This window comes from Streptomyces sp. NPDC101118 (assembly GCF_044759445.1).
Taxonomy (GTDB): Bacteria; Actinomycetota; Actinomycetes; order Streptomycetales; family Streptomycetaceae; genus Streptomyces.
Genome location: NZ_JBIVZG010000008.1, coordinates 144,411 through 166,640 on the forward strand (window position 1 = coordinate 144,411; position 22,230 = coordinate 166,640).

17 protein-coding genes are annotated in these 22,230 nt (G+C 75.0%); 11 read left to right on the forward strand and 6 right to left on the reverse strand.

Annotated elements, in window-relative coordinates; translation table 11 throughout:
* The first annotated feature begins 147 nt into the window (after positions 1–147).
* Positions 148–1,080, forward strand: coding sequence for a hypothetical protein (locus ACIQUQ_RS16065; RefSeq protein WP_403975965.1), 933 nt, complete (start codon positions 148–150; stop codon positions 1,078–1,080).
* A 71-nt stretch (positions 1,081–1,151) separates the two neighbouring features.
* Entirely contained in the window at positions 1,152–1,640 is a 489-nt protein-coding gene (locus ACIQUQ_RS16070) for an SAM-dependent methyltransferase (RefSeq protein WP_403975967.1), read from the forward strand.
* A gap of 73 nt (positions 1,641–1,713) precedes the next feature.
* Here the strand turns inward: ACIQUQ_RS16070 and ACIQUQ_RS16075 are convergent, their stop codons facing one another.
* A complete protein-coding gene (locus tag ACIQUQ_RS16075) occupies positions 1,714–2,256 on the reverse strand; it encodes an MOSC domain-containing protein (RefSeq protein ID WP_403975970.1) in 543 nt (180 codons plus the stop codon).
* A gap of 55 nt (positions 2,257–2,311) precedes the next feature.
* Positions 2,312–2,494, reverse strand: a complete 183-nt coding sequence (locus tag ACIQUQ_RS16080) for a hypothetical protein (RefSeq protein WP_403975972.1) — start codon at positions 2,492–2,494, stop codon at positions 2,312–2,314.
* 164 nt (positions 2,495–2,658) lie between these two features.
* Here ACIQUQ_RS16080 and ACIQUQ_RS16085 point away from each other — a divergent pair, with 164 nt between their 5' ends.
* Together ACIQUQ_RS16085 and ACIQUQ_RS16090 are read left to right on the forward strand one after the other, a co-directional pair.
* The gene (locus ACIQUQ_RS16085; protein WP_403975974.1) at positions 2,659–5,784 is read left to right on the forward strand and encodes a DEAD/DEAH box helicase; all 3,126 of its coding nucleotides are present in this window, start codon (positions 2,659–2,661) and stop codon (positions 5,782–5,784) included.
* Between the two features lie 5 nt (positions 5,785–5,789).
* Positions 5,790–7,253, forward strand: coding sequence for an SWF or SNF family helicase (locus ACIQUQ_RS16090; protein WP_403976288.1), 1,464 nt, complete (start codon positions 5,790–5,792; stop codon positions 7,251–7,253).
* A gap of 112 nt (positions 7,254–7,365) precedes the next feature.
* On the opposite strand, the gene ACIQUQ_RS16095 is transcribed toward ACIQUQ_RS16090, so the two are convergent.
* Both ACIQUQ_RS16095 and ACIQUQ_RS16100 read right to left on the reverse strand, forming a co-directional pair.
* On the reverse strand, positions 7,366–8,064 hold the full coding sequence (locus ACIQUQ_RS16095) for an alpha/beta fold hydrolase (protein WP_403975976.1): 699 nt from the start codon (positions 8,062–8,064) through the stop codon (positions 7,366–7,368).
* Between the two features lie 90 nt (positions 8,065–8,154).
* Positions 8,155–8,661, reverse strand: coding sequence for a MarR family winged helix-turn-helix transcriptional regulator (locus ACIQUQ_RS16100; protein WP_403975979.1), 507 nt, complete (start codon positions 8,659–8,661; stop codon positions 8,155–8,157).
* 246 nt (positions 8,662–8,907) lie between these two features.
* On the opposite strand from ACIQUQ_RS16100, the gene ACIQUQ_RS16105 reads away from it, so the two are divergent.
* Complete coding sequence (locus ACIQUQ_RS16105; protein WP_403975981.1) at positions 8,908–10,167, forward strand: GAF domain-containing protein; 1,260 nt, start codon at positions 8,908–8,910, stop codon at positions 10,165–10,167.
* A 210-nt stretch (positions 10,168–10,377) separates the two neighbouring features.
* The gene (locus ACIQUQ_RS16110; RefSeq protein WP_403975984.1) at positions 10,378–11,901 is read left to right on the forward strand and encodes an aldehyde dehydrogenase family protein; all 1,524 of its coding nucleotides are present in this window, start codon (positions 10,378–10,380) and stop codon (positions 11,899–11,901) included.
* A 78-nt stretch (positions 11,902–11,979) separates the two neighbouring features.
* On the opposite strand, the gene ACIQUQ_RS16115 is transcribed toward ACIQUQ_RS16110, so the two are convergent.
* A complete protein-coding gene (locus ACIQUQ_RS16115) occupies positions 11,980–13,377 on the reverse strand; it encodes a DUF5685 family protein (RefSeq protein ID WP_403975987.1) in 1,398 nt (465 codons plus the stop codon).
* Positions 13,378–13,560: 183 nt separating this feature from the next.
* Between ACIQUQ_RS16115 and ACIQUQ_RS16120 the strand changes: the two genes are divergently transcribed.
* Genes ACIQUQ_RS16120 through ACIQUQ_RS16130 form a run of 3 tightly spaced genes read left to right on the forward strand, consistent with a single transcriptional unit; the run spans position 13,561 to position 17,035 of the window.
* Positions 13,561–14,889, forward strand: a complete 1,329-nt coding sequence (locus ACIQUQ_RS16120; protein WP_403975989.1) for an AAA family ATPase — start codon at positions 13,561–13,563, stop codon at positions 14,887–14,889.
* Positions 14,886–15,947: a tetratricopeptide repeat protein gene (locus tag ACIQUQ_RS16125; protein ID WP_403975992.1), complete on the forward strand. Its 1,062-nt coding sequence runs from the start codon at positions 14,886–14,888 to the stop codon at positions 15,945–15,947. The genes ACIQUQ_RS16120 and ACIQUQ_RS16125 overlap by 4 nt, the downstream gene beginning before the upstream one ends.
* The gene (locus ACIQUQ_RS16130) at positions 15,947–17,035 is read left to right on the forward strand and encodes a tetratricopeptide repeat protein (RefSeq protein WP_403975995.1); all 1,089 of its coding nucleotides are present in this window, start codon (positions 15,947–15,949) and stop codon (positions 17,033–17,035) included. The genes ACIQUQ_RS16125 and ACIQUQ_RS16130 overlap by 1 nt, the downstream gene beginning before the upstream one ends.
* Positions 17,036–17,048: 13 nt before the next feature.
* On the opposite strand, the gene ACIQUQ_RS16135 is transcribed toward ACIQUQ_RS16130, so the two are convergent.
* Positions 17,049–20,030 carry a SpoIIE family protein phosphatase gene (locus tag ACIQUQ_RS16135; protein ID WP_403975997.1) on the reverse strand — a complete coding sequence of 994 codons (2,982 nt, stop codon included), beginning with the start codon at positions 20,028–20,030 and terminating at the stop codon, positions 17,049–17,051.
* 367 nt (positions 20,031–20,397) lie between these two features.
* On the opposite strand from ACIQUQ_RS16135, the gene ACIQUQ_RS16140 reads away from it, so the two are divergent.
* Positions 20,398–21,084, forward strand: a complete 687-nt coding sequence (locus tag ACIQUQ_RS16140) for a hypothetical protein (RefSeq protein WP_403975999.1) — start codon at positions 20,398–20,400, stop codon at positions 21,082–21,084.
* Between the two features lie 127 nt (positions 21,085–21,211).
* On the forward strand, positions 21,212–22,147 hold the full coding sequence (locus ACIQUQ_RS16145; protein ID WP_403976001.1) for a 5'-nucleotidase: 936 nt from the start codon (positions 21,212–21,214) through the stop codon (positions 22,145–22,147).
* The last annotated feature ends 83 nt before the right edge of the window (positions 22,148–22,230 follow it).

Here is a 22,230-nt window from a genome sequence, read left to right on the forward strand (position 1 = left end):
GAAGGCCCCGGGGGTGGGCGGCCCGGTCTGGCGGCGGGGTCCGCGGCAGGGCGGGCGACGGGCGGCGGAAATCATCGAGGCGGGCTCTCGACGTGTGGGTTACTCACTGGTTAGGGTGCGCCGACGAACATCCGATGGGGAGGGCACGTGGCCGGTACGGACGAGGACGAGGGCGCTGTGACGGCGGGGGACGCCGCCGGGCAGGACGCCGGCGGCTCGCTCTTCGTGCTGTCCGCGGTGCTGCTCACGCCGGCACGGTTCCCCAGCGTCCTCGGCGACGACTACCCCGAGGCGTGCGCGCTGCTCGGCCTGACCCCGTACGCGGAGGGGTACGGGATGGTGCTCGGCCAGGACGAGGAGGGCGCCCGCTGGACCGTGATCGTCGACGACGTGTCGCTGGTCGCGGTGGCCATCGCGTCCTGGGACTGCGGCATGGAGTACGACCTGTCGCCCGACGAGCGGACCATCGTGGCCTCTCTCGGGGGCTGGCCGATCGACCTCGCCGTGGCCGCGCCCGGCCTGCCGGAGCCGCACGATCCCGAGCAGGGCGCCGACGGGACCCTCCGGGTGCCGCTCGCGCCGCCGGCCGGGGGCGTGTGGGGGCCCGCGCAGCGCCGGATGGGAGCCGACGAGATCGGGGCCCGGTGGGGTGAGTGGCGCGAGCAGTTCGACGTGCCGGAGGCGGAAGGCGCCGACGGTGACGATGACGGTGATGCCGCGGGTGCGGGGGACGCCGCCGGGGCGGACCCTGCCGCTGAGGACGGTGCCGCCGGGGCGGAAGGTGGCGACGGTGCCGCCGGTGGCCGGTACGGGCACGAGGGGGTGCGGCGGGTGCTGGACGAGGCCCGTGCGTACGTCGACGCGCCCCCGCCGCCGGGACGGATCCGGTCGTCGTTCGTGTCGGACGAGGCGCGGATGCTGCGGGTGGACGGTCCCGGCTGGTCGATGGTGGCCCGTACCGACGACATCGCGTTCGTGCTGCTCGACGACGAGCCCGGTGGCGTGATCCCGATCGGGCGCGGGGCCGAACTCCCGGGGCTGCTCGCCTCGTTGGACGAGATCGCGGTCCGGCCCTCCTGACGGGGCACGGCCCGTTCCGGGCCCGGTCGGGCGCTTACGATCACGTGTGACATGTCAGCGTGACATGTGAAATGGCGCGATCGGGAGGTACGGGCGTGACCCAGGTGCACTGCGAGCCCATCGGTACGGTGACCGGCGGACGGACCGAGGTCGTGGACGACGACTGGGGCCGCGAGACGGCGGTGATCCGCCTGGACCCGGTCCGGTTCGGGCCCGAGGCGCTGTTCGGCCTGGCGGACTTCTCCCACATCGAGGTCGTCTACCACTTCGACCGGGTCGCCGAGGAGCGGATCGAGACCGGCGCCCGCCACCCACGCGGCAACCAGGACTGGCCGCTGGTCGGCATCTTCGCCCAGCGCGGCAAGAACCGCCCCAACCGGCTGGCCGTCTCGCGCTGCAGCGTGCTGAAGGTCGATGGCCTGGACGTGCACGTGGCGGGCCTCGACGCGGTCGACGGCACCCCCGTCCTGGACATCAAGCCCTGGATGGCCGAGTTCGGCCCCCGCGGCGAGGTACGTCAGGCCGAGTGGTCCGCCGAGCTGATGCGCGACTACTACTGAGATCGCCGCCGGGCAGCCGGGGCCGTGTGCGCAGCCCCGGCCCGGCTCCGACGGGTGTCGTCCCGGCACCGCGTCAGACGCGTTCCAGCGGGACGTGTTCGCCCTCCGGCGCCTCGACGGTGATGGCGTCGCCCGGCCGGACCACGCCGCCCCGGCGCACCACGCCCATCACGCCCGCCTTGCGCACGACCGCCCCCGACTCGTCCCGCCCGACGACCTGCTTGAGCAGCCCGTCCTGGAAGTTGTCGATCTGGAGGCACGGGTTCCGCAGGCCGGTGACCTCCACGACCGCATCCTCCCCGAGGTGCAGCAGCGTTCCGCGCGAAAGTGCGAGCAGGTCGATGCCCTCGGTGGTGACGTTCTCGCCGAGCTGTCCGGAGGCCACGTCGAAGCCCGCCCCGGCGACCTCCTCGAAGAGCTCCCGGTGGATCAGGTGCACCTGCCGGAGGTTCGGCTGCGTGGGGTCCTGCGCCACGCGCGAGCGGTGCTTGACCGTCACCCCGCAGTGGACGTCCCCCTCGACGCCCAGTCCGGTGAGCAGCGTGATGCTGTCCCGGTTCGGCTTGGTGAACGAGTACGCGCCGTTGCTGCTGACCGCCGTGATGGTTGCGCCCATCCTCAGTCCTTCCCCCTCGTGTCGGGCCGGATCCCCGGCCCCAGGATCCCCGGCCTCAGCGTCCGAGCCGCTTGCGGCCCACGCCCCGCACCCTGCGCCGCTGCGAGTCGTCGAGCAGCAGGTACGCGGCGGCCGGCACGCCGATCAGGACGAGCAGACCCGCCCAGAAGCCGACGGCCCAGAACAGTACGATCGCCGCCACCACTCCGGCGGCGGCCACCTTCCCGCGGTTCGACATCCCGAACGCCTCCTTCCGGCCTCGTGCTCTCTCAACGCTCCGGCTCCCGGCGCCGTTCCCGCGGTGCGGAAGTGACCCGGGTCACGGCGCGGCCGCTCCCGTCGGGGCGTCCAGCGGAGTACCCTCGGCCGCCCCGGCCCCCAGTAGTCAAATTTGAGGAATGCGTGCTCCCAGAGATCTCCGACCTCGCCCGCTGCCACGCCGTCTTCCTGCCCGGATCGCCCGCCCGCACCGGCAGGTTCGCCCTCTGGCACCCCGGTCCCGACCTCGACGCACCGGATGCGGCGCCCCCGGCCGCGTTCCCCACCACGCTCCCGTCGACGCTGCCGTCCGGCACCGACGAAGTACTCGCCACCGTGGCCCCCGGCCCGGCCGGTGACCCCGCAGCACCCCGCCTCGTCCGCACGACCGCGCGCCTGGTCTCCGTACGGGACGCCCTGCCCCTCCTGACCAGGGCCCGCGCCGCCGCGCGCGACGAACCCGCCCTGGCCGGGACGCCCGCCGCCTTCTGGGGCGCGGCGGCACTCCAGGCCCTGCACCTCACCGCACGCGGGCTGCTGCTGCCCGGCCTGACCGAGGACGGCCACGACGCGTGGCGGGCGGGGCCGCTGGGCACCGAGGACCACCGCAGGGTCCGTGAGCTGGCGGCCGCCATGCCGCCCTCCGCGCACTGCGTCCCGCTGCCGGGACCCGGCCCGCTGCGGCTGCCCGATCCCGAGGCACTGGTACGGGCCTTTCTCGACGCGGTGGCCGACACGCTGCCGCGGTCCCCCGCCGCCGGGACCGCCGCGGGCGCACCGGCCTTCGCCGCCGTCCCGCCGCTGCGGCCGGCCCGGCCGGAACTGCGCGCCTGGGCCGCCGACGTGGCCGCGGGCCACGACGCCGGAGTGCGGATCTCGCTGCGCGTGGAGCTGCCCGGGCTGCCGGACTCCGCCGGGGCCGGGGAGCCGGGCGGGCCGGGCGGGCCGGGCGGGCCGGGCGGGCCGGACCTGTCGGGTGCCGTGTTCCGTGTCGTACTGCAATTGCACAGCCTCGGCGACGCTTCCGTGGTCGCCGATGCCGCCGACGTGTGGCGCGGCACCGGCGCCGCCGCCCGGTCCTTCTCGCCGCGGGCCCGGCTGGACGCGCTGCTCGCGCTGCGCCGGGCCGCACTCCTGTGGTCGCCGCTCACGCCGATGCTGACCGCCGCCGTACCGGACGCGGTCGAACTGGCCGACGAGGAGGTCACAGAGCTGCTGGGCGAGGCGTCCCGTGCGCTGGCCGCCGACGGCGTGGACGTGCACTGGCCCCGGCAGCTGGCGCGCCGGCTGACCGCGCGGGCGGTGGTCGGCCCGCCGGAGGAGCCCGGCGCACCCGAGCCCTCCGCCCGGCCCGGAGCGTACGGACCCGAGCACGCGCCGGGCGGCGCCTCCCTGCTCTCTCCCGATGCGCTGCTCGCCTTCGACTGGTCGTTCGCCCTGGGCGACCGGCCGCTGTCCCGCGCCGAACTGGACCGGCTGGCCGAGGCGGGCCGGCCGCTGGTGCGGCTGCGCGACCAGTGGGTGCTGATCGACCCCGCGGAGGCCCGGCGCGCCCAGCGGCGCCAGGACCGCAAGGTGCCCGTGGTGGACGCGCTGGCCGCCGTACTGACCGGCACGGCGGAGGTGGACGGCGAGCGGTTCGACGTCACCGCGACCGGTCCCCTGGAGCGCCTCCGGCAGCGACTGGCCGACCCCGAGCGCGGCGACGAGCCGCACGGCACGGGCGATCCCGTCCCGCCCGTGCCCCAACCGCCGGGACTCAACGCGGTGTTGCGCGACTACCAGCTCCGCGGACTCGACTGGCTGGCCCGGATGACCGCGCTCGGCCTCGGCGGCTGTCTGGCGGACGACATGGGCCTCGGCAAGACCGTGACCCTGATCGCGCTGCACCTGCACCGCCAGGCCGATCCCACGACCGCGGGGCCCACCCTGGTCGTCTGCCCGGCCTCGCTGCTGGGCAACTGGGAGCGGGAGGTGGGGAAGTTCGCGCCGGGCACCCCGGTACGGCGTTTCCACGGCGGCGCCCGGAGCCTGGGAGGAGCGGCCGCGGCCACCGGCCCGGCCGCGGACACCGGCACCGGCACCGGCACCGGCACCGGCACCGGCGGGGGGACCGGCATCGGCCAGGGGGCCGGGCCGGTCGCCGGCGAGATCGTGCTCACCACGTACGGGACGATGCGCCTGGACGCACCCGCGCTCGCCGCCGTCCCCTGGGGCCTGGTCGTCGCGGACGAGGCGCAGCACGTGAAGAACCCGCGCTCGGGGACGGCCCGGGCGCTGCGGACGATCGGCGGGAAGGCGCGGGTGGCGCTCACCGGAACTCCGGTCGAGAACAACCTGTCGGAGCTGTGGGCCGTACTGGACTGGACGACGCCCGGGCTGCTGGGGCGGCTGGGCACGTTCCGTTCGCGGTACGCGGCGGCTGTCGAGGGCGGGGCCGATCCCCTCGCGGCGCAGCGGCTGGCCGCGCTGGTGCGGCCGTTCCTGCTGCGGCGCCGCAAGTCCGATCCGGGCATCGCGCCCGAGCTGCCGCCGAAGACGGAGACCGACCACGCGGTGTCCCTGACGGCCGAACAGGCGGGCCTGTACGAGGCGGTGGTGCGGGAGACGCTGGCGGAGATCGCGGCCGCGGACGGACTGGCCCGGCGCGGTCTGGTCGTGAAACTGCTGACCTCGCTGAAGCAGATCTGCAACCACCCGGCGCAGTACCTCAAGGAGGAGCGGCCGCGGGTGGCGGGCCGCTCGGGGAAGCTGGAGCTGCTGGACGAACTGCTGGACACGGTCCTCGCGGAGGGCGGTTCGGTGCTGGTCTTCACGCAGTACGTGGCGATGGCCCGGATCGTCGAGCGGCACCTGGCGGCGCGCGGTGTGGCGGCGCAGCTGCTGCACGGGGGGACGCCGGTGCGGCGGCGCGAGGAGCTGGTGGACCGGTTCCAGTCGGGTGGGGTGCCGGTGTTCCTGCTGTCGTTGCGGGCCGCGGGCACGGGGCTGAACCTCACCCGGGCCGGCCATGTGGTGCACTACGACCGCTGGTGGAACCCGGCGGTGGAGGCGCAGGCGACGGACCGCGCGTACCGCATCGGGCAGACGCAGCCGGTGCAGGTGCACCGGCTGGTGGCGGAGGGCACGGTCGAGGACCGGATCGCCGCGCTGCTGGAGCGGAAGAGGGCGCTGGCCGACGCGGTGCTCGCGGGAGGCGAGACCGCGCTGACCGAACTGACCGACGCGGAACTGGCGGAGCTCGTGGAGCTGCGGGGAGGCATGCGGTGACGGGGATGGGTGCGGGTATGGGTGCGGGTACGGGCCCGGGGACGGCGGGTTACGGCGATGCGCGCGGCGGTCACGGGGAGGAGGGGCGGGAGCTGACGTTCGCGGCGCTGCCGCCGGCCGCTCACGGGCGGGGTTTCGCGGACACCTGGTGGGGCCGGGCGTGGCTGCGGGCGCTGGAGCACAGCGCGCTCGACGGCTCGCAGGTCAAGCTCGGGCGGCGGCTGGCGCGGGCCGGCGGGGTCGGGGCGGTTTCGGTGCGTCCCGGGAGGCTGACGGCCGTGGTCACGGACGGGGACGGGGAGGCGTACCGCGCCGATGTGCTGGTGCGGTGTTTCGACGCGGGCGACTGGGACCGGCTGCTGGCGGTCGCGGCCGGCGAGGCGGGGCACATCGCGGCGCTGCTGGACCGGGTGGTGCCGCCCGAGCTGGTGCAGGACGCGGATGCGGCCGGGGTGGAACTCCTGCCGGGCATCGGCGACTTGGAGCCCGAGTGTGAGTGCGGGGAGTGGGACCACTGTGCGCACAGCGCGGCCCTGTGCCACGAGGTGGCGCGGCTGCTGGACCGCGATCCGTTCGTGCTGATGCTGTTGCGGGGGCGCGGGGAGCGTGAGGTGCTGGACGCGCTGCAGGTGCGGGCGGCCGGGCTGGCCGGGGCGGGCGTGGGGTCCGGTGCGGGGGCCGGTGCCGGGTCTGGTGCCGGGTCCGGTGCCGGGTCCGGTGACCGGGGTGGTGCCGGGGGTGGTGCGGATGGGGCGGGTGCCGTCGGCTCCGAGGGGGCCGTGGAGGGGGTGGATGCGGCCGAGGCGTTCGCGACCGCCGCGATCCTGTTGGCGCCGTTGCCGGAGCTGCCCGGTGTGCCGGAGGTGCCGGGGCAGCCGCCGTCGCTGGACACGGAGCGGGAGCCGGGGGGCGGGGTCGATGTGGACGCGCTGGAGTTCCTGGCCGAGTCCGCGGCCCGGGTGGCCCACCGGTTGCTGGCCGAGGCGGTGGCGCCAGGGCACGAACTCCGGCCGTGCGAGATCTCGCTGACGCCGGATCAGGATGCGGTGCGGCTTGCCGCGGACGCCGCCGATCTGCGGGTGCTGGGGCGCCTGGCGGCCGGGACGGGGCGCGACCGGCGCGGGCTGGCGCTGGCGGTGCGGGCCTGGCGGTACGGGGGCGCCGCGGCGCTGGAGGTGCTGGAGGAGGAGTGGGAGCCGGGGCGGGAGGAGCGGGTCCGGATGCGGGCGGCGCTGGCGGCCGCCTGGGAGGAGGGCGAGGGCCCGGTGCTCCGCGGGGTGCGGAACCGGTGGACCGTACGCGACTCCGGCGCGCAGCTGCGCTACGGGCGCGACGGGCGCTGGTGGCCCTTCCGTGAGGAGGCCGGCCGGTGGGTGCCCGCGGGTGCGGGCGAGCCCGACCCGGCCGCGGCCCTGTCCGTACTGGACCCCGGCGACTCGGAGCCGGGCGACGCGGAGCCGGACGGCTGATCGGGGGCTGGGCGGCCCGCCCCGTCCCGGGCCGGCCCCGCCCCCGTACCGGGCCGCCCCGCCCCCCGTCTGCGGGGCGGCCCGGGATCCGTGGTTCCGCGCGGTGGCGGTGTCAGTGCGTCGCGGCCTCCAGGAGGAGGCGGGAGAGTTCGTGCGGCTGGGAGAACATGGGCCAGTGGCCGGTGTCGAGTTCGGCCAGGCGCCAGGTGTCGTGTTTGAGCAGCGCGGCGGCGTCGGGGCCCGGTTCGGCGCCGTCCAGCAGGCATTTGACGTACAGGGCGGGCAAGTCGCCGAGCGGGCGGCCGAGTACGGCAGGTTCGGTGAGGGTCGCGCCGGGGTGCGGGGTGGCGCCGTCGACGAGGTGCGCGATCTGCTCGTCGGTGAGGCCCTGGCCGGCGTAGTCGGCGGCGGCCGGCGGCGGCCAGAAGCCGTCGTGGGCCGCGATGGCGGCCTCCACCATGGCGCGGCCGGCGGGCCAGGCGGAGACGAACGACTCGCCGTGCGCGGGGACGTTGGAGTCGACGAAGACGACCCGGGTGAGGCGGTCGCCGATGCGCTCGGCGGCCTGGCCGACGGGGATGCCCGAGTAGCTGTGTCCGACCAGCACCACGTCGCGCAGGTCGGCGCCGACGACGGCGTCGACGACGTCCTGGACGTGGGTGGCCTGTCCGGCGGGGGTGCCGCGGCGCTCCGCCAGGCCGGTCAGGGTCAGCGGGTGTGCGCCGTGGCCGGCCGCGCGGAGGTCGCGTACGACGGTGTCCCAGGCCCATGCGCCCAGCCAGGCCCCCGGCACGAGTACGAATTCGCTCATGGCCGCCACGCTAGCCGGTGGCACTGACAGCCGGCCGTTCCCGGCGGGCGGCCGCGCCCGGCTCCGGTCACGGCAGCGCCGCGCGCCGGGTCACAGCCGGTCGGCGGCGGTGGTCCTGCGGCGCGGGCCGGCCGCCTCGCGGATCTCGTCGGTGGCCGCGTGGAAGGCGGGGGCGGCGCGGCTGAAGTAGTCGAAGAGCAGGTCGAGTTCGTCGGCCGAGTAGGTGTCGAGGAGCTCGGCGATGCGGCGCCTGGCCGGGGAGACGACGTCGTCCACGTCGGCGAGCGCGTACGGGACGGGTTCGACGAGCACCTTGCGGCGGTCGCCGGGATCGGTGGTGCGGCGTACGTAGCCGGCCCGCTGGAGGCGGTCGATGAGGCGGGTGGTGGCGCCGGTGGTGAGTCCGGTGCGGGCGGAGAGTTCGCCGGAGGTGAGCGGTCCCTCGCGGGTGAGGTGGCTGAGGGCGAACCACTCGGAGGGCTGGAGTCCCGCGGCCTCGGCGCCGGCCATTCCGTGCAGGCCGACGGCGTCGACGTACTGGCGGAAGACGGCGCGCCGGTCGTCCGGGCGCCGGTCTTCTGGCGCGGTGCCGGGCATGGTTCCCCCTGGGTGCCTCGCGGTGTCTGCGGGGTGGCGTCGTGGTGGCGCGGCCCCCGGCAACCCTAGCCAAGGCGGCCGTGGGGCGCCTCTCCGGCGTGCGGCGCGAATCGGCCGTATCGGCGCGGCGGGTCGGGGAGGGCGTGGCCGACGCGCTCCTTGCCGGGGTCCGGGGCCGGTACGACGATGGGGGCGCCGGAGGGCTCGCGGCGGCGCGGGCCCGGCACGCGAGGGCGGGAGGGCGCGTTGAGCGATCCGTGGGTGGCGTTGCCGGCCGGTGCCGATGCGGTGCGGCGGTCGCGTGAACTGCGGCGTGCCCACGCCGTGTTCACCACGGAGGGGCGGGTGGGGCCGCCGGTGCGGTCGGTGGTGGCCGAATCGTGGCGGCGGTGCGCGCGGGCCCGGGTGAGCCCGGAGTGCGCGGCGCGGGTGGAGCTGCCGGACGCGGAGCTGGCCGAGTACCGGGAGCAGCATCCGCTGGCGCGGGTGATGCCGGTGGTGCGGGAGTTGGTGGGGGCGTTCGCGTCGGACGGGGAGCACCTCCTCGCGGTGTGCGACGCGGGCGGGCGGCTGATGTGGGTGGAGGGGCACGCGGCGACGCGCCGGCGGGCGGACGGGCTGGGGTTCGTGCCGGGGTCGCGGTGGGCGGAGTCGGCGATGGGGACGAACGCGCCGGGGACGGCGATGGCGCTGGACCGTCCCGTGCAGGTGTTCGGTGCGGAGCACTTCAGCAGGCGGGTGCATCCGTGGACGTGTGCGGCGGCGCCGTTGCACGATCCGCGGAGCGGGCGGCTGCTGGGGGCGGTGGACATCACGGGTGGGGACGGGCTGGCGCACCCGCATTCGCTGGCGTTCGTACAGGCGGTGGCGCGGGCCGCGGAGTCGCAGCTGGCGCTGCTGGCGCCGGAGCCGGCGGCGGTGGACGGGTTGCGGGTGCTGGGGCGGGACGAGGCGGTGTTCGCGCGGGGCGGGCGACGGGTGCGGCTGGGGCGGCGGCACAGCGAGATCCTGCTGTTGCTGGCGTGCCGTCCGGAGGGGATGACGGGGGACGAACTGCTGGTGGGACTGTACGAGGATGAAACGGTGTCACCTGTGACATTGCGCGCTGAAATGTCACGGCTGCGCGCCCTCCTGGGCCCGGGCGTCCTGCTGTCCCGGCCCTACCGGCTGGCGTCCCCGGTGACGACGGACCACGCGTACGTGGCGGAGCAGCTGGCGCTGGGCGCGGTGTCCACGGCCCTGTCGGCGTACGCCGGTCCGCTGCTGCCGTCCTCGACGGCCCCGGAGGTCGTCCGGCTGCGGCGCCGGCTCGCGGACCGGCTGCGGGCGGCGCTGGTGGCGCGCGGCGACGCGGGGCTGCTCGGCGACTGGGCGTACAGCCCGTGGGGCGAGGGGGACCCGGAGGTCTGGCGGGCCCTCGCGCACGCCCTGCCGGCCGACCGCCGGGGCCCGGCCCTGGCCCGGGCGCGGGCGCTGGACGCGGAACTGGGTACGCCGGCCGGCTGACCGGCAGGGCCCCGGCCGCAGCCAACCCGCCCTCCCCCGCCCTGCCCTGCCCCCACCCGCCCCGCCCGGCCCATCCCGGGCCGGGCCGCGGCCGCGGCCGCGGCCCGCGGTGCGACGTCCGCGCGGCAACGTCCGCGCAACGTACCTGCTCCTAGCCTCGCGGCGAGCGCCCGTCACCACGGACGGGCGCGTCTTCGGGAGGAGTCAGGGATGACCCGATACGCAGCGCCCGGCACCGAGGGCTCGCTCGTCGAGTACGCGCCCCGCTACGACCACTGGATCGGCGGCGCGTACGTACCGCCCGCGCGCGGCGGGTACTTCGAGAACCCCTCCCCCGTCAACGGCCGGCCGTTCACGGAGGTCGCCCGCGGCACGGCCGAGGACGTGGAGCGGGCGCTGGACGCCGCGCACGCCGCGGCCCCCGCCTGGGGCCGCACCCCGGCGGCCGAGCGCTCCGCAGTCCTGCTGCGCATCGCCGACCGCATGGAGCAGAACCTCGAACGCCTCGCCGTCGCCGAGACGTGGGAGAACGGCAAGCCGGTGCGCGAGACCCTGGCCGCCGACGTCCCCCTCGCGATCGACCACTTCCGCTACTTCGCGGGCGCGCTGCGCGCGCAGGAGGGCGCACTGAGCGAGGTGGACGACGACACGGTCGCGTACCACTTCCACGAGCCGCTGGGCGTGGTCGCCCAGATCATCCCCTGGAACTTCCCGATCCTGATGGCGGTGTGGAAGCTGGCTCCGGCGCTGGCGGCCGGGAACACGGTGGTCCTCAAGCCGGCCGAACAGACCCCGGCGTCCGTGCACTACTGGATGGGGCTGGTCGCCGACCTGCTGCCGCCGGGCGTCGTCAACATCGTCAACGGCTTCGGCGAGGAGGCGGGCAAGCCGCTCGCCACCAGCCCGCGGGTCGCGAAGATCGCGTTCACCGGCGAGACGTCCACAGGCCGCCTGATCATGCAGTACGCCGCGGAGCACCTGAAGCCCGTCACGCTGGAGCTGGGCGGCAAGAGCCCGAACATCTTCTTCGACGACGTCTGGGCGGTGGACGACGACCTGCGCGACAAGGCCCTGGAGGGCTTCACGATGTTCGCGCTGAACCAGGGCGAGGTGTGCACGTGCCCCTCGCGCGCCCTGATCGAGCGCGGCCGGTACGGGGACTTCCTGGACGCCGCCGTGGCCCGTACCGAACTCATCACGCCCGGGCACCCGTTGGACACGGACACGATGATCGGCGCCCAGGCCTCGGACGACCAGCTGAAGAAGATCCTCTCGTACCTGGAGATCGGCCGGAAGGAGGGCGCGAAGATCCTGACGGGCGGTCAGCGCATCGAGTACGACGGCGAGCTCGCGGGCGGCTACTACGTGCAGCCGACCATCTTCGAGGGCGACAACCGCATGCGGATCTTCCAGGAGGAGATCTTCGGCCCGGTCGTCTCGGTCACGTCGTTCCGGGACTTCGAGGACGCGATCCGCATCGCGAACGACACGTCGTACGGCCTGGGCGCGGGCGTCTGGACCCGTGACATCAACACCGCGTACCGCGCGGGCCGCGCGATCCAGGCAGGCCGCGTCTGGACGAACTGCTACCACGCCTACCCGGCCCACGCCGCCTTCGGCGGCTACAAGCAGTCCGGCATCGGCCGCGAGACGCACAAGATGATGCTGGACCACTACCAGCAGACGAAGAACATCCTCGTTTCGTACTCGCCGAAGCGGCTCGGCTTCTTCTAGGAGCGGTACCGGGGCCTGCCGGGTCCGGGGCTCCGCACCCGGTTCCCCTTCGGGGGAACCGGGTGCGGACGTGCTCGGTCAGTCGCAGCAGTCGCAGCAGCACTTGCACGGGTTGCAGCAGCCGCCGCCACCGCCGCCGCAGCCGTCACCCGAGCCGCCGCCGGAGCCACCGGAGCCACCGGAGCCGTGGCCTCCCCCTGAACCGCCCGAGAAGCCGCCCGAGTTGCCTCCGCCGTGGCCGCCGTGGCCGCCGAACCAGCCGTCGCCCCCGGAATCGCTCCCGCGGGAGCCGTTCGAGCTCGAACCGCCGTTGCCGCCGCCGAAGTCCCAGGGTTCCGCGTCGTCGGTGGTGCAGCGGCAGCAGCCGGGGCACAGCCTGCAGTGGGCGCACAGCCGGCGCCACTGGCCGCACCGTTGGCACTGCCCCTCCGGCGGCCGGCGCGACGTCATCGACGCGCCCGCGGGGGCCGCGCCCGCGAGCGCCCCGACACCACAGGCCGCGCCGGTGCCCGTACCGATGCCCGTACCGGTCGCCGAGGGCGTTTCCGTCGCCGTACGGCGTCCCAGCCAGGGCAGCATGCGCAGGCCCGCTGCCCGGGGGCGGTGCTCGTGGTGACGGTGCCGGGGGTCGAAGACGCGGTCGACGGCGCGCTCCAGCTCGCCGCCCAGAAGTGCCCCCACCAGCCGTCCGTCGACGAACACGGCGTCGGACAGGGCGAGTCGGATGCCGTGGACGGCGTCGTCACAGAGCCTGCGCACCTCGGCGAGGTCCGCGCCGGTCACCGCGATCGGGTTCCACGCACCTGATGCCTCGTCCGCGGCCAGGTCCTCCACCGCGTCCAGCAGGTGGGCCAGCCGGCCGAACAGCCGGCCCGCCTCCGCCAGCGGTCCGGCGTTGCCCGGGCGGTCCGTGAGCACCGCGGTGTACGCGAAGGCGGCTGCGGTCGCCGTCTCCGTGGGCTCCGTGACCGTCAGCAGCGAGCCTCCGGGGCCGGTCGACCGCTCGACCTCCGGCTGGCGCTCGACCGCCCCGATCAGCACGGCGGTGTCGAAGCCGAGCCGTTCGCCGCCCGCGGCGCCCGCACGGTCCCAGCCGTGGGCGATCCGGCGGGCCGCCAGCGCCACCGGGCGGCGCCCCACCAGGCCGTCGCCGTCGGCCACGTGGTCACGTATCTTCGCCGCGGCCAGCACCAGCGACACCGTCGCCGCCAGCCGTGCGCCCTCACCCTGCGCCACGTCCGCCGACCGCATCCCGCGCAGCGGGCACGGACCGGCACCCCGCCGCCAGTCCCCGGTACGCTCCGACTGCGCCTCGGTCAGCACCGAGACGATCAGGCCGTCGTAGTTCGTGGCCACCCGCGCGAACTGCCCGTACTCGCTGCGCAGGGCGAGGCACAGCCCGCACAGGTGCGCCATCCACTCGGTACGCAAGCCCTCGCCCAGGCGATGACGGCAGGGCCTGATGATTCCGAACACCGAAGTTCTCCCCCGTAGGAACAGCGAGCCACGGCGGCGTGACGTCAACCGCACGTGACAGCAACACGCGGCCGACATCCTAGATGGTTCCTTCCTGACGCCTGCGATGCAGGTGTTGCGGGTCCGCCGATTCCGACCGCACCCGGTGCACGAGGGTCGCGGAGCGGTTTCTAGGCTGACCCCATGTCCGACGAGTCACCTCTCATCCGTAGCCTGCGGGCCGCTGTCGCAGCCGCTCCCGAGGACGTTCCCCTCCGGCTGCACTTCGCCGAACTGCTGCTCGCGGAGGGGAGGCACGACGAGGCCGTCGTGGAGGCCGCGGTCGCGCTGCAGCACGCGCCGGGCGACGAGGCGGTACGGGGCCTGATGGCCCGCGCCATGCAACTGCCCACGGTCGGCACGCCCCGCGTCGGCACGCCCTCCGCCGGCACGCCCGCGACCGCCGCGCCCGCGCCCGGCCCGCACTCCGCCCGGCCCGCCGCCTTCGACTGGGCCGCTGCCGAGCAGGAGGTCGCCGGCGTCGTCGGCCCCCGCTTCGCCGCCGACCCCACCGGCCCCGCCGACGCGGGCGACGCCACCGAGGCCCCCCTCACCGCGGACGGCAGCGGCGACCCTGGCGACGCGTCCGCCTGGGACGTCGACGCCCCGGGCGACGTACGCCTCGCCGACGTCGGCGGCATGCAGCAGGTCAAGGACCGGCTGGAAGCCGCCTTCCTCGCCCCGATGCGCAATCCCGAACTCCGCAGGCTGTACGGCAAGTCGCTGCGCGGCGGGCTGCTCCTGTACGGTCCGCCCGGCTGCGGCAAGACGTTCATCGCGCGGGCCGTCGCCGGCGAACTCGGTGCCGGCTTCATGTCGGTGTCGCTCTCCGACATCCTCGACATGTACATCGGCACCTCGGAGAAGAACGTCCACGACATCTTCGAGGCCGCCCGCCGGCAGGCGCCCTGCGTGGTCTTCCTCGACGAGCTGGACGCGCTCGGCGCCAAGCGCTCGCGTTCCCACCACAGCGGTCTGCGCAACGTCGTCAACCAGCTCCTCACCGAGCTCGACGGCATCGACTCCGCACAGAACGAGGGCGTCTTCGTGCTCGCCGCGACCAACGTCCCCTGGGACGTCGACCTCGCCCTGCGCCGCCCCGGCCGCCTGGACCGCACCCTGCTCGTGCTGCCGCCCGACGCCCCGGCCCGGGAGGCGATCCTCCGCTACCACCTGCGCGAGCGTCCCATCGAGTCCGTCGACCTCGGGAAGCTCGTCAAGGTCACCGAGGACTTCTCGGGCGCCGATCTCGCCCATGTCTGCGAGAGCGCGGCCGAGTACGCCCTCCTGGACTCCGCCCGGTCCGGCTCCGTCCGCATGATCGGCACGAAGGACCTCCTGGCCGCGGCCAGGCAGATCAAGCCCTCCAGCGAATCCTGGTTCGCCTCCGCCCGCAACGTCGCCATGTTCGCCAACGACGGCGGCATCTACGACGACCTCGTCGCCTACCTGAAGAAGAAGCGCAAGCTGTGAGTGGAACTTCCCTGCACCCCCGGGTCGAACAGGCCCTCGAGCTCTACGGCATGGAGCGGCGCGAGGAGGCCCTGGCCCTCGTCGACCGGCGTCTCGCCGAGGCTCCCGACGACCACGAGGCCTGGACCACGCGCGCCCGCTGTCTCACCGCTCTCGGCCGCCAGGAGGAGGGGCTCGACGCCGCCGACCAGGCGCTGAAGCTCGAACCCGAGCTCGCCGACGGCCACTTCATGCGCGGATTCGCCCTGCGCAGACTGAGCCGGCTGCCCGAGGCCGAGCAGTCGCAGCGCGAGGCCATCCGCCTCGCGCCGGAGCTCTGGGGCCCGCGCGCGCAGCGCGCCGAGATGCTGATCTTCGTGGGGACGAAGGAGGAGGCGCTCCAGGAGGCGCTGGAGGCCGTCCGGCTCGGCCCGGACGTCGTCGACACGTGGCACACCATGTACAAGGTCGCCGCGTTCAACAGCCGCTCCGCCCTGGTGGAGGAGTCCGTGCGGCAGATGCTGCGCATCGACCCGGCCGACCAGCTCGCCGTCTCGCACGTCACCGACCGCGAGGTCCGCAAGCCGGGCACGTCCGCCGCCCGGGCCGCCGACCTCTACGCCGGCGCGCTCGCCACCGCCCCCGGCTCCCAGTCGCTCCGCGCCGACCTCGACAGGGCCGTGTACCGGATGCTGCGCGGCACCCGGTGGCTCGCGCTGCTCTGTCTGGTGATGGCCGCCGTCACCGTCGGCGTCTTCCCCACCGGGGGCGGGGCGAAGGAGCTGCCCGTCCATCCCGGCACCCGGCTGTGGGCGCTCGCCCTGATGGCCCTGGTGTGGGGCTTCGGCGCGTGGCGCCGCTACCGGCGGCTGCGGACCGGGGCACGGCTCACCGTGCGCTCGCTCGTACGCCGTTCGTTCTGGGCCAGGGTCGTGCTCGGCCAGGCCACCTGGGCCACCCTGTGCGCGCTGCTGCTCGTGGCCCTCCCGTGGAGCGGGCGCACCGTGCCCCAGGTGCTGTTCTGGCTGGCACTCGTACCGAACCTGCTCAGCATGACCCACGACCGGGACAAGGTCTGATGGGCCGGGCCCTGCAGCAGGCCGACGCCCTCTACGACCTGGGGCGCTACGAGCAGGCCGCGGCCCTCGCCGCCCGGCACCTCGCCGACGATCCCGACGACGCCGCCGCACTCGTGCTGCTCGCCCGCTGCCGCCACCGTCTCGGCGACGAGCGGCAGGCGCTCACCGCCGTCGAACGGGCCCTGCACGTCGCACCCGAGTCGGTGGGCGCCTGGCTGGTGCACGCGCACGTCCTGCTCGCCCTGACGGAGCACGAGCAGGCCGAGCTCTCCGCCCGGCGCGCGGTCGAACTCGCCCCGCACCACTGGGGGAGCCACCACACCCTCGGCACCGTGCTCGACCGCACCGGCCGCGCCCGCCGAGTCGGCGGCGGGAAGCGCATGCGGGCCGCACACGAGGCGGCGCGCACGGCCGCCGCCCTCGCACCCGAGGAGAGCGAAGCGCACTTCCTCGTCGGCCTGACCGCCCACCACACCCGCCGGTACCGCGTCGCCCAGGAGGCGTACGAGACGGCGCTGCGCCTCGACCCGGACAACAGCCAGGCCCTCAACAACCTCTCGCTGCTCCATCTGCGCCGCAGCCGGCTCCGTCCCGGCTCGTGGACGCGGGCCGCCGAAGGCTTCGTCCGGTCCGCCGCCCTCGACGTGAACGACCGCCACGCCCGCCACAACCTGGAGAGGATGGCCTGGGGAGCGCTCGTGGAATCCCGCTGGGTCGCCCTCGCCGGCATCGTCGCGGTGTCGTTGGGCTCCGCCCGCCTGCGGGCCGGCGCCACCGGCACCGATGCCGTCGCCACCGTCCTGGTGTGCGCCGCCGTGCTCGTCGGCAGCTGGGGAGGCTGGCTGCTGTGGCAGGCCCGGCGGATCCCGCCCCACCTGCGCCGTCCCCTCCTGCTGGTGTCGCGCCGCTCCCGGCCGGTCCTCGGGATGGCGTTCTCCGTCGTACTGCTCGTCGTCCACCCGGTCCTGGCCCTGGTGCTGTGGCACAGCGCCCTGTTCAGCGGGCTCGCGATTCTGCTGTTCGTCTTCGCGCTCGTCATGTCCGTGGCCGGCCACACCGCCCTCCAGCAGAAGGCGCCGAAGCCCTAGCTCCGGTTGTGGGTCAGGCGGCCGGGCGGTGCCAGGGGATCTCGGCCCACACCTGTTTGCCGCCGCTGAGCGGCACCGAGCCCCAGGCCGCCGTCATCGCCTCGACGATGAGCAGCCCCCGGCCGCCGGTCGCCTCCCAGCTCACCGACACCGGTTTGACGGGGCTGCGCGGCGACGCGTCGCTCACGGCGATCCGCAGCCGGTCCGCCGAGAGGGTCAGGTCCATGCCCACCTCGCCCTGCGTGTGCGCGATGGCGTTGGTGACCAGCTCGGACACGACCAGCAGGGCCGCGTCGAGTTCGTCCGCCGCTCCCCAGGTCCGCAGGGTACGGGCGGCGAAGCGGCGCGCGTGCAGGACCGCGTCGGGCAGCCGCCACACCTTCCAGTGGCTGCGCAACGGCCGGTCCCGTGTGCCGTCGTAGCGCAGCACCAGCAGCGCGACGTCGTCGTCGCGACGGCCCACGGCGACGAGCAGCTCGTCGGCGACCGCTCCCGCGTCGACCGGGCCGGCCACGGCGAGCACGTCGCGCACCCGCCGCATGCCCTCGTCCAGGGGCAGCCTGGCGGACTCGACCAGGCCGTCCGTCAGCAGCACCAGCAGGGTTCCGGGGAGCAGCCCCGCCTCGGTCATGGGGAATTCGGCTTCCGCGAGCACGCCCAGTGGGGGCCCGCCCTCGACGACCATCTCCTCGGTGACGCCGTCGGGGTGGCGCAGCAGCGGCGGGAGGTGGCCCGCCCGTACGACCTTGGCGATGCCCTCCTCCATGTCCAGGTCGACGTACCCGCAGGTGGCGAAGAGGTCGGTCTCCATGCCGACGAGCAGCCGGTTGGCCCGTGCGACCACCACGTCGGCGGGGTGGCCCTCCACCGCGTACGCCCTGACCGCGGTCCGCATCTGGCCCATGATGGTGGCCGCCGCGGCGCTGTGGCCCTGGACGTCCCCGATGACGAACGCGACGTGGCCGCCGCCGAGCGGGATGACGTCGTACCAGTCCCCGCCGACCTCCAGTCCCGCCGTCGCGGGGAGGTAGCGGGCGACGGCCACCCCGCCCGGCAGCTCCGGGAGTTTGCGGGGGAGCAGGCTGCGCTGGAGCATGGTGGCGAGTTCGTGGCCGGCGTCCAGTGCGTGGGCGCGGACCAGCGCCTGCCCCACCAGCCCCGCGGTCGCGGTCAGCAGGGACCTCTCCTCCGGTCCGAACCGGTGTTCCGCGTCCCAGCCCACCAGGCACGCGCCCACCGTCCTGCCCTCGGCGGACAGCGGGAGGACCGCGAGACCGCCCGGCCCGACGCCCAGGAGTCCGCGCTCGAGCGCCGCGCCGGGCGGCCACAGGCTCAGGTGTCCCCCGCGCACCGCGCTCTGCAGGGTGGGCAGGTCGCCGAGCGGCACGTCGGGCCACTCCGACCGCCATTCCGAGCGCCAGGCCTCGGGCCAGGCATCGGGCTCCGGCGGGTCGAGGGAGGTGACGATGAGCCGCTCGGGCTCCAGTTCGCCGATTGCGACCCGGTCGGCTCCGAGTGGCTCGCGCAGGGCGGCGACCGCAAGCCGGCTGACCTCCCGGATGGTCGCCGCACCCGCCAGGGTGGCCGACAGCCGCTGGACGAGGGAGACCTCGTCGGCGCTGGGTCGCAGGTAGGTGGCGTCGGCCACCACGCCCAGGACGCGGCGCGGCGTGCCGTCGGGGTCCGTCTCGAGGCGGCAGCGCAGCCCCAGCCAGCGCAGCTCGCCGTTCGGGCGGTGGACGCGGAAGGCCAGCTGCTGTCCGTCGGCGGCCCGCCGGTCCGGCTCCACGATCGCCATCAGTGCGGGGATGTCGTCGGGGACCGCGCGGGCGAGCAGGGTCTCCACCTTCCCGTCGAACTCCTCGGGAGGCAGGCCGAGGAGTTCCAGCACGTGCGCGTGTGCCTCCATGCGGCCGGTGCTCAGTTCGACGATGAACGCGCCGCCCTGGTGGGGCACCAGGGACTGGGCCAGGTGCGTCTGAGGGGCCTTGCGTCCGGCGGAGCGGGCGGCGACCGATTCGAGTCCGGCGGCCACCTGGTCGGCGTAGAGCTCCAGGAGGCTGCGGCGGTCGGCGCTGAAGCCGCCGCCGACCTCCCCGGCCACCACCAGGCAGCCGAGCTCCTGGTCGCCGTGTCCGAGGGGCAGCGCGCCGAGCGAGATCCCGGCGGGTGGGCCGGGATCGCCGCCGCGGCTCCGGGTGGGGGCGTGGTGGGGGGCGTGGTGGGCGGCGTCCGCGGTGAACGTGGTGAGTTCCCCGGGGGCCAGCCAGAGGGCGCGGCCGGCGCGGAAGGCATGCGCGGCGGGCGAACGGCCGGCCACGGCGAGGACGGCGGGCAGACCGTGGAGGAGGCCCCGGTTTCCGGTCAGCTCGGCCAGATGGAGTTCCCTGCCCTGGTCGGCGACCACGTAGACAGCGGCGAGCTCGGCGCCGCAGAACGCAAAGCCACGACTGGTCACCGTCCGCGTCGCCTCCTCTCGGGGATCCGCCGGGCGCCTTCTCTCCATGCTGTCGCGCCCGGGACCGTGCGGGCGAGTCGGAACGCGTGGGGCGGGGCCGTCACGGGCCGGGAATCCCCCGGCGGGGGCCGGCGCGGAGGGGGCGCAGGGGGCTGCGTCGGCCCGGCCGGAAGTGCCGGCGAGCGCGCCGAGGAAGACCGGCGCCAGTACGTCGCGCAGGCGGTCCAGATCGTTTCCGAACCCCGCCCTGCGCAGCATCAGGCAGGCGCGGACGGGAGCCAGGGTGTTGCCCGCGGTGATGGCGAGGACGGGGATCGCGGACGGGCCGAGGAACACGTTGACGAGGAACGCGCCCAGCGCGACACCCGGCCAGGCGCGCAGCCCGACGAGGAGCAGCCCGGCCTGCGCGACGCCGGTCGGTGGCCACAGGGGGGTGACCTGGTCACGTACCAGCTGGAGGAGGCAGTGCGACCACTTCGGCCGGTCCGGACTCCATGGGGTAGCGCGGCCCTCCACCACGCCGTCGGTGAGCAGCACGGGCACTCCGGGCTCGACCGCGGCGGCCCGCCCCTCGGCACGAGTGCGAGCAGGAGTTCCTGGGCGCTGTCGGACGGCTCACGACGGTGTCCGGACATGGGGGCTCCCGGCTCTCCCACGGCCTCCTCGCCTCACGGTGGCCGCCGCTGTCGGAGGCCTCCGCAGGGTGCGTGCGGACGCGGCGTGCCGGCCACCGGGGCCGTGCGCCGCTGCGGCGCGGGCACCCGGCCTCACCGGCGTGGCCTGCTTGACCGGCCCGGCGGCCGCCTCCAGAGTCGGAATCCGGTCCTGGGCGACCAGCACCCCCCGCAACCGCACCCCGCACCCCGCACCCCGCACCCCGCACCCGACCGTAAGGGCCGCCATCGTGACCGGACCCACCCCCGAGCCGACCCTGAGCCCGGGACCGGACGAGCCCCTGGGCGAGCCCCGCTGGCCGATGGCGGCGGCCGTCGTCACCGCCATGGTGCTGACCGTCCTGCTCCCCGACGACCTCCGTCTGGCGCCCCGCTGGGTGCTCCCTTCCGTCGAGGGACTGCTCCTGCTGGCGCTCATCGCCGGCGACCCGGGCCGGATCGACCGGCGCTCGGCGGCCCTGCGCACCCTGTCGATCGCCCTGGTGGGCGTTCTGGCCCTCAGCGCCGTCTGGTCGACCGTCCAACTGGTCGACGACATCCTCCACGCCGGCAAGGAGACCAGCTCCGCCGTCAGCCTGCTGCAGACCGGCGGCACGGTGTGGGCCGGTACCGTCCTCGCCTTCGCCCTGCTGTACTTCGAACTCGACGGCGGTGGGCCGGCCGCCCGCGCCCACCACATGTCCTCGGCGTCCGCACTCGCCTTCCCCCAGCAGCTCGACCCCCGGCTGAGCAGCGCGGCCTGGCGGCCCTACTTCATCGACTACCTCTACCTCGGGCTCACCAATGCCACCGCGTTCAGCCCCACCGACGTCATGCCACTCGCCCCCTGGGCAAAGATCGCCATGGGCATCCAGTCCCTCGTCTCCCTGCTGATCCTCGGACTCGTGGTCGCCCGTGCCGTCAACGTCCTCGCCTGACGGCTGGGGGGGGGACGGCCGGTCCACCATGCGGACGTGCGGGGTCCCGGGGGCGGGCGCGCGTTTTCGGCATGTTCGAACGGGTGATAACCCACTCGGTGTTGCAGGTGTGCCGGCGGGGGGCGCGATGAAGTACGACCTGTCCGGGCGCCTCGTCGTGGGGATCGCCTCCAGTGCCCTGTTCGACCTCACCGAGTGCGACGCGGTGTTCCGGGAGCGGGGTGAGGCCGCGTACCGGACCTGCCAGGAGGACCATGTGGACGACGTCCTGGAGAAGGGCGTGGCGTTCCCCTTCGTCCGGCGCCTGCTGTCGCTGAACGACCTCGCGGATCCCTCCGATCCGCTGGTCGAGGTCATCATTCTGTCGCGCAACGACCCGGACACCGGGCTGCGCGTGATGCGTTCCATCGCGGCGCACGGGCTGCACATCAGCCGGGCGGTCTTCCGGCAGGGCCGGCCGTCACACCGGTTCATGCCCGCTCTGAACATGTCCCTGTTCCTGTCGGCCAACGGTTCCGACGTGCGTGAGGCGATGGCGGACGGGATGCCGGCGGGGCACGTGCTCAACACGGACCGGGTCGACGACGACACCGACCGGGAGCTGCGCATCGCCTTCGACTTCGACGGCGTCCTGGCGGACGACTCCTCGGAGCGGATCTACCAGACCGGCGGCATCGACGAGTTCCGCGCGCACGAGGTCCTCAACGCGACGACCCCGCACGACCCCGGTCCCCTGAGGGAGTTCCTCGCGGGCGTCAACCGCATCCAGCGCCGCGAGGAGGAGGAGCGCCGCAAGGTCCCGTCGTACCGGCCCCGGCTGCGGGTGTCCCTGGTCACCGCGCGGGACGCGCCCGCACACGAACGGGCGGTGCGGAGCCTGAAGCAGTGGGGGCTGCGCGTCAACGACGCCTTCTTCCTCGGCGGCGTCGACAAGGCCGCCGTGATGCGCGCCCTCGACCCGCACATCTTCTTCGACGACCAGGTCGCCCACCTGAACGGCACGGCGCCGGCCACCCCGAGCGTCCACGTGCCGTTCGGAATCGTCAACGCGCGGGTAGCGTGACGTCTGCTGCACGGGGTGCCGGGTGCCGGGTGCCGGGGTGGCCGGGTGTCCGGCCGGTTCGTGCAGGGCTGTCGACGGCGAGT